Here is a 12,823-nt window from a genome sequence, read left to right as displayed (position 1 = left end):
GCCCATGAACACCCGCGCTATTGTCCCCATCAAGCTCTCCCTTTCTGAGGGCGATTTTTATACCCTATGGGCGCCAAAGTGGCGCCAGAACGGTTCCGAGTGGCAGGCCTTTCTCGGTGACGACGAATCCGTCCTGCTCTTTAACACCGAAGCCGAGATGCTCTGCTTCCTCGAATCCGGCACGAAGCACGACTTGCTCGACCACCCGAAGTGGGAAGCCTTTAATTCCCAAGCGGCGGACCGTGTCGTGCCAGAAAAGAAACGCGTCTACGACCTCATCGGCATGCCGAAGCACCTGGCCGGCCGCCCCAGCCACGAGAACGTGTCCACCGTCGCACGCTGCCTGGAGATTGCACAGGCACTAGCGGAGGTCTGCGCCGCGGAACACACCGTCATCTTCTTCGCATCGCACTCCATCCTGCGCAACCCTGCCCGCGGAGCCGATCACTACGCCGGTGAACAGGGCATGAGTGAGTGGTCCGGCGTGGGCCGCGTTATCCACAGCAACTGGCGCTCGGTCATCGAAGACCTCGACAAGGTGGTCAAGGTCGTTCCTTCCTCTGACTTCACCCAGGATGCAACCACCAACGCCGCCACCCGCATCTCCGCCGCCAGCGAAGCAGCAGAGGAAGCCCGCAAGAAGGCCGAGGAAGAGCGCAAGGCCGCCGCAGAATCCGCCGATCCTTATGACAGCTCCCCCTGGGCAGCCGCGGGCATCGACCCGGTGAAGATCACCGCCGATCAGAGGACGGTCTACACCCTGCGCACCTACCTCGACGGCAAGCCGGTTTTCTTGGGCAAGTGGGGCGAAATCTTCACCTTCCCCAGCTCCAAGGTGCTGGTGCGCTGGATCATGGAAAACGATGACCACGACCTAGCAAAGGTATCCACCTGGGAGGAAGTCGTTGCCGCAGCGAACGCTGGTGAGCTCGAGGTCACCGTTCACCCGGATAACCAGTACAGCTTCTACGGCATTGTCCGCGATATTGAAAAGGGCCCCGAATCCGTTGATACGGACCAGATGAGCCGTTGCTACGAGGTCTGCGCAGATGCCGCCGACTGGGCCGGGGATGACTCCATCAACTCCTACATGCTGCAGAACCCGCGCTTCCAGGACTACCTGGGCTACATGCTGGGTTCCACCGAGCACGCAGGCTACGTGCCCTCCAAGCCCTACACCGAGCACGCGGAGTCCTGGAAGGGCCTGGAGGAAATGCTGACGAAGCGCTTCTCCCGCTTCTAGTTTTTACTCGGAAGACTCGCTGTCTTCTTCCGCTTCGGAAGCGTTCACATCAGAAGCGTCTTCCGCGAATTCCGGATCCGCTAGCTCCTCGTAGGCGGGTAGGATTTCCTGCTCGATGAGGCGCTGGCGGTCTTCTTCACTGGCAAAAGAGTTCTCAATCGCCTTGATAGTGAGATCGAAGAACTCCTCCAGCCCATAGCCGAAGGTCTCGCTCAGGGCCAGGAAAACGTCACTGAGCTTCTCGCCTGCCACGGTGCAGGTAAAGCCAAGCTGCTGCAGCAGCGGCAGAGGATGGTCAGCCAGCTCCTCTGCGGGCAGCTCCTCCAGCGGCGCGAAGGTCAACGCGATGCGGCGATCCCGCACCCACGCGGATGCCTTGCCAGGGCGAACGCCGTCGAGATCAGCGCTGAAGTCATCGACAAGATCAGTGGCGTGCACAAGGCGTGTCGCACCCGCCTGCACAGCCACCACGGCATCCTCATAGGAGGCAACGTCCCGCTCCCACGGGATGAAATCTGCGCGGAGCTTCTCAGCCGCAGACAACTTTGTCAGCGCAGCACCAGCAACGCCTTCGCCTACATCCCAGCTATTGGCATCGCCCTCAACGAGGAGGCGAGCATCAATTCCAGGAACGTCGAGTCCTTCCCGCGCCGCAGCGAGCGCCTCGGCGGCACCGAAGGAGAAAGCACTGGGGCACAGGCGGAGCTCGGCGTAGACCACGTGGTCGCTGGCAAGCGCCTGCACAACAGCGTGCGTGGCCGCGCGGAGCTCCTCTGGGGTGGAAGCATCCGTGGGCAACGGCGCCAAGAGCGTCACCTTGGGCAGACCGGCGAAAATCTCAGCGCCGGAGTCTTTATTTTCGGGGCTAATCAGAGGTGCGTCATGCATGAGGATCATCCTAGGACGCGGTCTAGGATTAAGCACGCTATGAAACATGTCCCCGCGATCCTCACTGCCCTCGCCTTAGCCGCGACGCCGCCCGCGTTTGCAGAAGAGGAAGAGTCCTCATCGCCCACGCGCACCACCGCGCCGGATACCGACTCCTGCCCGCATTCCCTTGTTCCCGAGGAACCGACGACCACCTCTGAGAGGTTGGCACCTGGCCAGGAAGCGCCCACTCCCCTTCCCGCGGTTGAGGGCGCTGCGTGCGGTGTGACAGCCCCGCGCGGTTTTCGGGTCAATAAGGACGTTGTGGCTTCGGCGTGGATGGTTAGCGACCTGGATACTGGCGAAATCATCGCCATGAAGGATCCCAACGGGCGCTACCGCCCAGCCTCCATCATCAAGGCGCTGCTGGCGCTCGTGGTCATCGAAGAGCTGCCCCTGGACCAGCGCATCACCGCCACGCTTGACGACGCCTCCGTCGAAGGCTCCGCCGTCGGCCTCGGCCCCGATGGTGTCTATACCGTGGAGCAGCTTTTACAGGGTCTACTCATGGCTTCCGGCAACGACGCCGCGCACGCCCTCGCGCAGGCTGTTGGCGGGGATGAGAAGGCGCTGGAGAAAGTCAACGCGAAGGCACAGGAGATTGGCACGCGCTCGACGGTGGCGGCGAGCTACTCCGGTTTGGACGCGGCAGGCATGTCGACGTCCGCGGCGGATATCTCGTTGATCTACCGCGCGGCTTTTGCCAACGACACCTTCGCGCGCATCGTCGATACCGAGCACGTGGAGTTTCCCGGCTGGGGTGACATGCCCGGTTATGAGCTGTGGAACGACAATGGGCTCTTCCTCAACGACCCGGATGGTATCGGCGGCAAGACGGGCTATACCGAGGACGCGCACCATACCTTCGTCGGCGCGATTAATCGCGGCGGGCGCCGCCTGCAGGCGGTCCTCCTCGATACAACCGTCGAGCATGGTTTCCGCGCTTGGGAGCAGGCGCAGATGCTTCTCGACGAAGCCTCCGACGTCCGCCCCGGCGATGGCGTAGGGCTTGTGGATGATTTCGCGGCTGGACAAGAGGAGCCCTCGGAATCTGCACCAACCACCCCGGCTCCTACCACGCCGTCCACGCCCGCCACCCCGGAGGCGACTGCGGGGTCTTCATCCTTTGGGGACTCGCAGGGCTGGATTGGGTGGCTCGTGGCAGGGCTCGTCGCTCTCCTGGTCGTAGTGGTTGCTACTTTTTCACTACTTCGGCGTTAGCCATAATGTCGTGCTGGCCGCGCAGCGCATTCTTCGGACCAATCGTGGTCACCACGTACAGGGCACCAAAGAAGGCAATGAGCGGGCCGATGAGCGGCACGAGGGAGGCCACGCGCCACCAGTTGCGCTTGATGCTCTGCTGCCAGGTGAGCTTGTTGTGGGTGGTGACATCGCGCACCGTGTATCCAGCTATCAGCTTCGCCGGCGTTGCCCCAACTAGGACTTCGAAGCAGATGTAATAGGCCACCGTGATGATCCCCGAGAAACTGGTGAGCCAGACCTCATTGAGAGTGGAGTTGTATACCCCGACGCTTAGCAAGAGGGACACACCAATCGCCGCAATGACGTAGTCGATGACGGCCAAAAGCACTCGGGTGCCAGGAGTAGCGCGCGGGGCGTCCTGAACAGGCGCGGCGGGTGTGGCAGCATGATAGCTCTCGCCCCAGCGGCCGGTAGTGGCGTAGTCATCGAGCTGCGCCCACGTGAGCCGAGCACCTGATTCCATCATTTGGTCATAGCTGGCTCGGGACGAGGGCTCGCAGAGAATGCGGGCGGCAACGGCGAGTTCCTCGCGTTCGGAGTCCTCGGGGAGGTAGCCGAGGCCTTCGAGGTGGGCGTCGGCAGCCGCTAGCTGCACGCTGAGCTCGCGTGAGGTCGCGCGCGAATCCAGGGTGAAGTGCGTATAAAGGTTCGGGGCAAAAGACGCTGGTAGCATCCCGCCCTACTTTCGCCGCAGCAGGGCCCACGCACCCGCGGCGGCCGCACCAAGGGCAGCACCGGCGCCCAAGGTCACGCCCGTGTTCGGGCCCTGGCGGATCTCGTTGCGGACGCGGATGACTGCCTGATCCGGAACCGGCGGAACCAGCAGCTCGAGGGACTCCTCGGTGGTGGCTGTCCAGGCGGAGACGTAAAGCACGACGCGCCAGACCAAGTACATGACCACCATGAGGACGATCACCGGGCCAAACACGGCGCCGGCCGGGTTGCCTGCCGCGGAGGACATGATGATGGTGGACAGCTGTTTGATGGCCTCAAAGATCACAGCGCCGATAGCCGCGCCCTTCAGACCAGACTTGGTGGGCACCTTCGTGCGCGGCAGGAAAGCCACCATCCACCAGAAGACGAGGAAGTTAGCGATGAGACCGATCACGATGCCGGCGATAACCAGCACCGTTCCCATTCCTGGGAAGGACTCGATACCAACCCACTCGAAGATCTTTTGGGTCAGTCCGGAGGAACCCGCCGCCGTCACGCCGAAGGCGATAACCATGGCCACGAGCAGGCCGATGAGCCCCAGCAGGTCGCTGAGCTTCTTGGTCACAAAGTTGCCCGGGGCGTCAGTCGGATCCTGCATCCACATCGCCGAAATGCCGATGCGCAGGTTATTCATCCAGCCGAGCCCAGACCACAGGGTGGTGAGGCCACCGATGCCGTACATCGCACCGCGCTGTTCAATCGCGGTATGGAGAAGCTCCGTAATCGAATCCCCCAGATCGCCCGACACGGCGTTCGCGATCTGCTCTTCCAGTTGTTGCATGAGATCGGGGCGATTGGCCAACACGGTGGCGATGGCTGCCACCGTGAGCATGAAGATGGGGAAGATAGCAAGAACCGAGAAATACGTAATTCCGGCCGCGAACTGGTTGCCGCCTTGGCTACCGTAGCGATCCAGCATCTTCATGATGTGGTCGATAAAACCGGACTTCTCGCGGACCTTATCTACCGCTCCCGGCTCATCGGCATATGCACGCTCGATGCCGTAATCATCAGTCTTTTTCTCATCGGGTTGAGTCGTTGGCGCCACAGGCTTTCCCCTTTTTATGAATTACAGAAATAAGTTACAGAATCCTCTACACAGTCTTCATCATGCTAGCCAACTCAGCCGCGACGCGCGGGGAGAAAGCCCACCGCCTCGTAGACCTTGTCCACGAGCGGGGTGGCAATCTCCGTGGCGTGCTCGGCGCCCTTGGCCAAAATACGCTCCAACTCGCCGCGGTCTTCCATGAGCTCGTCGTAGCGAGCCTTCAGCGGAGTGGTGAAAGCCTCAAGTGCTTCCGCCGTGTCCACCTTCAGGTGGCCATAGCCCTGGCCCTCGTACTTGTCCACGAGGTCCGGGATGCTCTCGCCAGTCAGCGCGGACTGAATGGCCAGCAGGTTGGACACACCGGGCTGCTTCTCGCGGTCAAAGGCCACCACGCCAAGGTCATCGGTCACCGCGGACTTGATGCGCTTGGCGGAGGTCTTGGGAGCATCGAGCAGGTTTACGATGCCCTTCGGGTTAGCACCCGACTTCGACATCTTGGCCGTTGGCTCCTGCAGGTCATAAATCTTGGCCGAACCTTCCGGAATGAAGGCCTCCGGCACACGGAAGACCTCGCCGTACTTGTTGTTGAAGCGCTCCGCCAGGTTGCGGGTGAGCTCAAGGTGCTGGCGCTGATCCTCCCCCACCGGCACATAGTGCGGGGAATACAGGAGGATATCCGCGGCCATCAGGACGGGATAGGTAAATAGGCCCACGGACGTGCGGTCCTGGCCCTGTTTGAGGGACTTGTCCTTGAACTGGGTCATGCGGGAAGCCTCACCGAAGCCGGTCAGGCACTGCAAAACCCACGTCAGCTCCGCGTGTGCGGGGACGTGGGATTGTACGAAGAGGGTGGATTTCGCCGGGTCAATGCCCAATGCGATGAGCTGCGCGGCGCCCGCCACGGTGCGGTGGCGCAGCTCCTCCGGGTTCTGCTCCACTGTGATGGCGTGCAGGTCCGGGATGAAGTAAAAAGCCTCGTGGGAGTCTTGCAGGTCAATCCACTGCTTGAGCGCTCCAAGGTAGTTACCCAGGTGGTAGGAGTCCGCCGTGGGCTGAATACCAGAGAGGACTCGAGAAGCGGAGGTCGATGCAGAAGTGGAGTCAGTCATGGTTGATCACTCTACTCTGCCGCCTCCGCCGGGGAGGCGCTGCGTCGGTTAAATCTTGCGGGAGGTCGGGCTAATAACGTCCATCATCACGGCGAAACCGGCCACCATGAACGCGCCGCCAACACCCTGGAGGACGATCGGGCCAAGGAAGGCAAAGGACGGTCCGACGATGGTCCACCACCAGATACCCAGGGCAAGCAGAATAGCGCCGAGGACAAAGTAGATGATTGCGCGGGTCATGAGCATCTCCTGCGAAATAGAAAAGGACGTTAAGACGGGATTATCGTACCACTACTTGATGTGGGCTACTTGTACTCCACCAGAAGCGGAGAGTGATCGGACCAGCGCTCCTCCACCGTCGGCGCCTTCTCCACCCACGTGCGCTGCGCGCGCTCCAGCATGGCCTTCGTGGCAGCCTGATAGTCAATGCGCCACCCGGCGTCGTTGTTGAAAGCCTGGCCGCGGTAGGTCCACCAGGTATAGGGCCCCTCGGCCTCCGGGTGCAGGCGCCTGGCGACGTCAAACCATTGCGGATCCTTGGCCGCCTCCCAGGCGGTCTTGGTTTCGTAGTCCACCACGCCGAGCCAGTCCCCAAGCCCCTTCTTCTCCTGGGGCTCATCATCCGGGAAAGAGCCAAAAACGCGGTCCATGAAGGCTCGCTCCTCCGGCAAGTGTCCGGACTTCTTCTCGTTGGGCTTGTTGTTCTTCAAGTCCTGGGCGCGGTGGCAGATGTTCCAATCACCGCCGATAACAGACTCCGGATACGTCGCGGCCATCTCATCCAAAACTTCAGAGAATTCATCCAAGAAGAGGTACTTCTCATCCTGCTTCGGGGAATCAGTATCGCCGGAGGGCAGATACAAAGAGGCCACGCGCACGCCTTCCACGGTGGCGGCGATGAAGCGGCCGGATTCGGCGAAGGAGCCGAAGCCTACGGAGACGTCGCCAAGCGCATGCTTCGATAGGATGCCCACGCCCGCGCGGCCCTTGGCGGCGGATTCGGCCTGCACCAGGTTCCATCCGGCCTCCAGGGCTGGGGCCAGGGCCTTCTGGGTCTGCTCGGGGTTGGCGCGCACCTCCTGCATGAGGACGACGTCGGCCGGCGTGGTCTCCAACCACGCGTTCATACCCGGGTTGTTCTCATTGCGCTGTTTGCAGGCCGCGCGGATGCCGTTAACGTTGACGGAGGCGATGGTGAAACTCATGCCGGCCAGTCTAACTCTGTTCAATAATCTTCACGGAAGGGGCTAGGCGGCGCTTGTCCCACATGGTGATAACCCAGGTGATGCAGCCGGCCACCGCCAACCCCGCACCAGCGAGGGCGGTGGAGTTATAGGAATAACCTGCGCCCACGACCGCACCGCCGATAGCAGCACCCGCCGCATTGGCGATATTGAGGGCCGACTGGTTCAAGGCCGCCGCGAGGCTCTGCGCATCCCCCGCCACGTTGACGAGGCGAAGCTGCAGAGAGGGCACGAGAATGGAGCCAAAGAAGGCCAAGACACCAAAGGCAATCGTGCCCGCCCACGCGTTGTGCGCCAGGAAGTAGAAGGCCACGGACACACCGACCATGCAGATGAGAGCAAAGATGATGCCAAATTCCAGGTTTCGGTCTGCCAGCGCACCGCCGGCGACGTTGCCGACAGTCATACCGATGCCATAGGCCATGAGCACAATCCAGGTGTGGTTCGGGTCCATGCCGGCGACCTCCGTCATGGTCCACGTGATGTAGGTGTAGACGGCGAACATACCGCCGAAGCCGACGGTGCCGAGGAACACGGTGAGCAGGACCTGGCTGTTCTTCAACGCGCCGAGCTCGGTGAACATATCCGTTTCCGGCATACGCGTCATGTGCGGGAAGAGGAAAAAGAGCAGCACCATCGTTAAGGCTGCAAGGACCACGACCAAGTAGTAGGCCGAATGCCAGCCCAGTCCCTGGCCTAGGGCTTGGGCTGCCGGTACACCGATCACGGTGGCAACGGAAAGGCCCATGCCCACCATCGACATGGCAAACCCTTGCTTGCCCGGTGGGGCCATCGAGGCCGCCGCCAGATTAGCTACGGAAAAGTATGCGCCATGCGGCAGACCGGCGATGAAGCGCGCCACCAGCAGAACACCGTAATTCGGGGCCAAGGCTGTCAGCAGGTTACCCACGAGCAAGAAAGCGATCAGCAGGATGATGAGGCGGCGGCGTGGGAGCTTGCCCGTGAGTGCAGCGATGACCGGCGCGCCCACGACGACGCCGAGCGCGTAGACGGAGATAACCACCGACGCCGTGTCTTCCGTAATACCGAAATCATCCGCGATGAGCGGCAGCAGGCCCATGGAGGTGAACTCCGTGGTGCCGATGGCAAAAGCGCCCAGCGCCATGGCGATCATCACGATGGTGCGGCGCGTCGCGGAGATTTCCGTCTGGCGCGGGACGGGGCGGCGTTGGATACTGGTATTCATCGGTTTCACGGGGGCAGACCTTAGTACTTCCCTTCCCGAGCTCGTAAGTCCAGCCGGAAAGGTTGTGCCAAGTACACAGACCCCTCCCGCGGGTGGCGCGAGTCACAGGGGGACCGGCACCGCGAGAAAATAAGACAGGTATCCTGTGAGGTTGAACAGTTTTCAACTTCTTTAGGAGAACCATGGCAAAGATTATCTGGACCCGTACCGACGAGGCGCCGTTGCTGGCGACCTACTCCTTCAAGCCCGTCGTGGAGGCCTTCGCGTCCACCGCAGGCATCGAGGTGGAAACCCGCGACATTTCCCTAGCCGGCCGCATCCTGGCCCAGTTCCCGGAGCGCCTTGGTGACAAGAAGGTCTCCGATGCCCTGGCTGAGCTCGGCGAGCTGGCCAAGACGCCGGAAGCCAACATCATTAAGCTGCCGAACATCTCCGCTTCCCTGGTGCAGCTGAAGAAGGCCATCGCTGAGCTGCAGGCAGCCGGTTTTGATCTCCCGGAGTACGAAGAGGCTCAGGAGAAGTACGACGCCGTCAAGGGCTCCGCTGTGAACCCGGTTCTGCGTGAGGGCAACTCCGACCGCCGCGCCCCGATTGCAGTCAAGAACTTTGCTAAGAAGAACCCGCACAAGATGGGCGCGTGGTCCGCTGATTCCAAGACTAACGTGGCCACCATGGACGCTAACGACTTCCGCCACAACGAGAAGTCCGTCATCATGCCGGAGGAGGACACCCTCTCCATCGTTCTGAAGACCGCCGAGGGCGAGCAGCCCCTGCTGGAGAAGCTGCCGGTCCTCAAGGGCGAGGTCATCGACGGCACCTTCATGTCCGCCAAGGCACTCGACGAGTTCCTCAAGGCTCAGGTTGCCCGTGCCAAGGAAGAGGGCGTGCTCTTCTCCGCTCACCTCAAGGCCACCATGATGAAGGTGTCTGACCCCATCATCTTCGGCCATGTCGTCCGCGCTTTCTTCGCTGATGTCTTTGAGAAGTACGGCGAGGAGCTCGAGGCTGCTGGCCTCAACGGCGAGAACGGCCTGGGCGCTATCTACGAGGGTCTGGACAAGCTCGAGAACGGTGCTGAGATCAAGGCTGCCTTCGACGACGCGCTTGTCGACGGTCCGGACCTCGCCATGGTCAACTCCCACAAGGGTATTACCAACCTGCACGTTCCGTCCGACGTCATCATCGATGCCTCCATGCCGGCTATGATCCGCACCTCCGGCCACATGTGGAACAAGAACGACGAGGAGCAGGACACCCTCGCCGTCATCCCGGATTCCTCCTACGCCGGCGTTTACCAGGCAGTCATCGAGGACTGCAAGGCTAACGGCGCCTACGATCCGACCACCATGGGGACCGTCCCGAACGTCGGCCTCATGGCACAGAAGGCTGAGGAGTACGGCTCCCACAACAAGACCTTCAAGGTGCCGGCTGCCGGCACCGTTGAGGTCCGCAACTCCAAGGGTGAGGCCCTTATCTCCCACGACGTGGAGGAGGGCGACATCTGGCGCGCTTGCCAGACCAAGGACGCCCCGATCCAGGACTGGGTCAAGCTGGCCGTCAACCGTGCCCGCCTGTCCGGCATGAAGGCCATCTTCTGGCTCGACCCGGAGCGCGGCCACGATGCCAACCTCATCGAGCTGGTCAACAAGTACCTGCAGGATCACGACACCGAGGGTCTCGACATCTCCATCGAGGATCCGGTTACCGCGACCAAGATCTCCGTCGAGCGCATCCGCAAGGGCGAGGACACCATCTCGGTCACCGGCAACGTCCTGCGTGACTACAACACCGACCTCTTCCCCATTCTCGAGCTAGGCACCTCCGCAAAGATGCTCTCCGTGGTTCCGCTCATGGCTGGCGGCGGCCTGTTCGAGACCGGTGCCGGCGGCTCCGCCCCGAAGCACGTCCAGCAGGTCCAGGAAGAAAACCACCTGCGCTGGGACTCCCTCGGTGAGTTCCTGGCCCTGGCTGAGTCCTTCCGCCACGAGCACAACACCAACGGCAACGCCAAGGCCGGCGTGCTGGCCGCTGCTCTGGACAAGGCCACCGAGACCCTGCTGGATGAGGGCAAGTCCCCGTCCCGCAAGGTCGGCGAGAACGACAACCGCGGCTCCCACTTCTTCCTGACCCTTAACTGGGCCAAGGAGCTGGCTGCACAGACCGACGACGCCGAGCTGGCCGAGGCTTTCAAGCCAGTTGCTGAGTCCCTCGAGGCCAAGGCAGGCGAGATTGAGCAGGCGCTTCTCGACGTCCAAGGCTCCCCCGTCGACCTCGGCGGCTACTACGCCCCGAACGAGGAGAAGCTAGCCGAGGTCATGCGCCCAGTCGCTGCCTTCAACGACATCATTGATGGCCTGAAGAAGTAATTCTGCGCTTCTTCCCTAGCCCCGGAGTCTTAGACTAAGGCTAGGCCACCGCAAAGGCTCGATCCACGATGAGTGGGTCGAGCCTTTTCTTGCTTCATTAATCGCAAACAGACCTGAAACAGCACTCCGCGACGCTATTTATACCCGTTGAGCTGCGAAGACTTTTTCTTGACTGTTTCTTGCTTCTCGCGCATACTTTTACTCATGACTCCCATCAACTCTGCGCCTGAGGAACAACTTGTAGCCCGCGTGAAACGGTTTACGGCGCTTCCGGCTGAGCTACCGTGGCTCGAGTTCAAGGTAAACAAGCTGTCCTCTGGCGCGGAGATCGCAAAGTATGCCTGCGCTTTAGGCAACTCGGCGCGTCTGCACGATGAACCAGCAGGATACCTCATATGGGGAGTAAACGATGACCACGCTGTCGTTGGGACGTCGTTTGACTGGCAACGCGCAAAGGGGAAAGGCAACGAAGACCTACTCCCCTGGCTCAACCGCGTCATTAGTCCAGCTCCTGAACTAACCTTCGACGAGATCACGGTTGATGGGCGCCTCGTTGTGCTTCTGCGCATCCCCGCCGCATTGTCCGCCCCGTATTCCTTCGAAGGGAAACGGTATTTCCGCAAGGGCAGCTATGTAAAGAACCTCATGGATTTTCCCAATGAAGAACGTCAGCTCTGGCAGAAGCTCAATCAGTTCGAATTTGAAAACACTGTAGTCGCAGAGAACCTTGAGCCCGAATCGATTACCGACCTCCTTGATCCTGAGGCTTTCTTCCTTAATCGGCCGGAACTCCCGCATACGACAGGCGCTGCCCTTATCGACACATTAAGGAGCGCCAAAGCCATCTCCTACTCACACGAGCAAGGCTGGCATATTCCGGCGTGGTCCGCACTCATGTATGCGCGCTCTCTTCAGGACTTTCCGGAGCTGCGCGGGCGCGCTCCCCGCGTCCTATACTTCAACGGCCCTTCACGCACGGAGGTGGAACGAGAATGGGAATTCACCGAAGGCTATGCGTCTTCCTTCACCCACATAGTCACGCTTTTCAACACCATTCGTCCAGGTGGCGAACATATTGATTCCAGCGGTAAGCGCGTATTGACTCCGTTGTTGCCAACGGTAGCCTTCCGCGAGGTACTAGCAAATGCACTCATGCACCAGGATCTCGAGCAACGTGGCAGATTCTTGACCGTGGAGATTTTCAGCGATCGGGTCGAAGTAACCAACCCAGGGACCCCGCTTATCGACCCCCAACGGTTCATTGACTCGGCGTCCACCACACGCAATACCCATCTCGGTGAAGCTTTACGTCTGGCGCATTTTGTCGAACAACGCGGAAGTGGCTGGGACAAAATCGTCTCTTCCCTCGAAGCCGAACACTTCCCACCTGCTCTCATTCGCGCCAACGGAAGTACCACCGTCTCCCTCAGCGCCTACCGCCCCTTTGCGCTGATGACGATGGAAGAAAAGACCCAAGCCGTTTATCAACACGCTTGCCTTCGCTTCCTTGAGAACCTCCCCGTTAACAATTCCTCAATCCGTCAGCGCTTCGGGCTGAAGAACTCACAAGCCGCTCAAGCCACACGCCTGCTTGCTGCCACCGTCGAGGAAGGACTCATCCATGCCTATGATCCCAACGCCGGTCCGCGTTCGTTGCACTATGTTCCGTTCTGGAGCGAATAGAGATCACCTTCTTGCTTCA

At 61.0% G+C, this 12,823-nt stretch carries 11 protein-coding genes; 4 read left to right on the top strand and 7 right to left on the bottom strand.

The window, feature by feature from the left end:
• Positions 1-4: 4 nt before the first annotated feature.
• The gene (locus CAURIM_RS02720) at positions 5-1,243 is read left to right on the top strand and encodes a SatS C-terminal domain-containing protein (protein ID WP_070446405.1); all 1,239 of its coding nucleotides are present in this window, start codon (positions 5-7) and stop codon (positions 1,241-1,243) included.
• Positions 1,244-1,246: 3 nt separating this feature from the next.
• Here the strand turns inward: CAURIM_RS02720 and CAURIM_RS02715 are convergent, their stop codons facing one another.
• Positions 1,247-2,131: an amidohydrolase family protein gene (locus tag CAURIM_RS02715; RefSeq protein ID WP_201828658.1), complete on the bottom strand. Its 885-nt coding sequence runs from the start codon at positions 2,129-2,131 to the stop codon at positions 1,247-1,249.
• 39 nt (positions 2,132-2,170) lie between these two features.
• Between CAURIM_RS02715 and CAURIM_RS02710 the strand changes: the two genes are divergently transcribed.
• Entirely contained in the window at positions 2,171-3,391 is a 1,221-nt protein-coding gene (locus tag CAURIM_RS02710) for a D-alanyl-D-alanine carboxypeptidase family protein (RefSeq protein WP_070446409.1), read from the top strand.
• On the opposite strand, the gene CAURIM_RS02705 is transcribed toward CAURIM_RS02710, so the two are convergent.
• The 6 genes from CAURIM_RS02705 to CAURIM_RS02680 all read right to left on the bottom strand — a co-directional run bounded on the left by CAURIM_RS02705 (position 3,366) and on the right by CAURIM_RS02680 (position 8,755).
• Complete coding sequence (locus tag CAURIM_RS02705) at positions 3,366-4,106, bottom strand: RDD family protein (protein WP_070644378.1); 741 nt, start codon at positions 4,104-4,106, stop codon at positions 3,366-3,368. The two genes, CAURIM_RS02710 and CAURIM_RS02705, sit on opposite strands and share 26 nt — an antisense overlap.
• A gap of 6 nt (positions 4,107-4,112) precedes the next feature.
• A complete protein-coding gene (locus tag CAURIM_RS02700; protein ID WP_070446413.1) occupies positions 4,113-5,195 on the bottom strand; it encodes a YhjD/YihY/BrkB family envelope integrity protein in 1,083 nt (360 codons plus the stop codon).
• A 74-nt stretch (positions 5,196-5,269) separates the two neighbouring features.
• Positions 5,270-6,304, bottom strand: a complete 1,035-nt coding sequence (gene trpS, locus CAURIM_RS02695) for a tryptophan--tRNA ligase (protein ID WP_070446415.1) — start codon at positions 6,302-6,304, stop codon at positions 5,270-5,272.
• 48 nt (positions 6,305-6,352) lie between these two features.
• Positions 6,353-6,544, bottom strand: coding sequence for a hypothetical protein (locus tag CAURIM_RS02690; protein WP_049157254.1), 192 nt, complete (start codon positions 6,542-6,544; stop codon positions 6,353-6,355).
• A 65-nt stretch (positions 6,545-6,609) separates the two neighbouring features.
• Positions 6,610-7,509: an exodeoxyribonuclease III gene (locus tag CAURIM_RS02685; RefSeq protein WP_070446419.1), complete on the bottom strand. Its 900-nt coding sequence runs from the start codon at positions 7,507-7,509 to the stop codon at positions 6,610-6,612.
• 10 nt (positions 7,510-7,519) lie between these two features.
• Positions 7,520-8,755: an MFS transporter gene (locus tag CAURIM_RS02680; RefSeq protein WP_201829443.1), complete on the bottom strand. Its 1,236-nt coding sequence runs from the start codon at positions 8,753-8,755 to the stop codon at positions 7,520-7,522.
• Between the two features lie 182 nt (positions 8,756-8,937).
• On the opposite strand from CAURIM_RS02680, the gene CAURIM_RS02675 reads away from it, so the two are divergent.
• The gene (locus CAURIM_RS02675; RefSeq protein WP_070730519.1) at positions 8,938-11,121 is read left to right on the top strand and encodes an NADP-dependent isocitrate dehydrogenase; all 2,184 of its coding nucleotides are present in this window, start codon (positions 8,938-8,940) and stop codon (positions 11,119-11,121) included.
• Positions 11,122-11,325: 204 nt separating this feature from the next.
• Positions 11,326-12,804, top strand: a complete 1,479-nt coding sequence (locus CAURIM_RS02670; RefSeq protein WP_201828659.1) for an RNA/DNA-binding domain-containing protein — start codon at positions 11,326-11,328, stop codon at positions 12,802-12,804.
• Positions 12,805-12,823: the final 19 nt, after the last annotated feature.

The sequence above is a fragment of the Corynebacterium aurimucosum genome, assembly GCF_030408555.1.
Taxonomy (GTDB): domain Bacteria; phylum Actinomycetota; class Actinomycetes; order Mycobacteriales; family Mycobacteriaceae; genus Corynebacterium; species Corynebacterium aurimucosum.
The sequence above is the reverse complement of the archived record's forward strand: the minus strand, read 5'-3'. Positions and strand labels throughout refer to the sequence as shown.

What these genes read in the sequence shown, in the direction of transcription:
- CAURIM_RS02720 (WP_070446405.1), top strand. Translation starts at nt 5, where the DNA reads ATGAACACCCGCGCTATTGTCCCCATCAAGCTCTCCCTTTCTGAGGGC.
- CAURIM_RS02715 (WP_201828658.1), bottom strand. Translation starts at nt 2,131, where the DNA reads ATGCATGACGCACCTCTGATTAGCCCCGAAAATAAAGACTCCGGCGCT.
- CAURIM_RS02710 (WP_070446409.1), top strand. Translation starts at nt 2,171, where the DNA reads ATGAAACATGTCCCCGCGATCCTCACTGCCCTCGCCTTAGCCGCGACG.
- CAURIM_RS02705 (WP_070644378.1), bottom strand. Translation starts at nt 4,106, where the DNA reads ATGCTACCAGCGTCTTTTGCCCCGAACCTTTATACGCACTTCACCCTG.
- trpS (WP_070446415.1), bottom strand. Translation starts at nt 6,304, where the DNA reads ATGACTGACTCCACTTCTGCATCGACCTCCGCTTCTCGAGTCCTCTCT.
- CAURIM_RS02690 (WP_049157254.1), bottom strand. Translation starts at nt 6,544, where the DNA reads ATGACCCGCGCAATCATCTACTTTGTCCTCGGCGCTATTCTGCTTGCC.
- CAURIM_RS02685 (WP_070446419.1), bottom strand. Translation starts at nt 7,509, where the DNA reads ATGAGTTTCACCATCGCCTCCGTCAACGTTAACGGCATCCGCGCGGCC.
- CAURIM_RS02680 (WP_201829443.1), bottom strand. Translation starts at nt 8,755, where the DNA reads ATGAATACCAGTATCCAACGCCGCCCCGTCCCGCGCCAGACGGAAATC.
- CAURIM_RS02675 (WP_070730519.1), top strand. Translation starts at nt 8,938, where the DNA reads ATGGCAAAGATTATCTGGACCCGTACCGACGAGGCGCCGTTGCTGGCG.
- CAURIM_RS02670 (WP_201828659.1), top strand. Translation starts at nt 11,326, where the DNA reads ATGACTCCCATCAACTCTGCGCCTGAGGAACAACTTGTAGCCCGCGTG.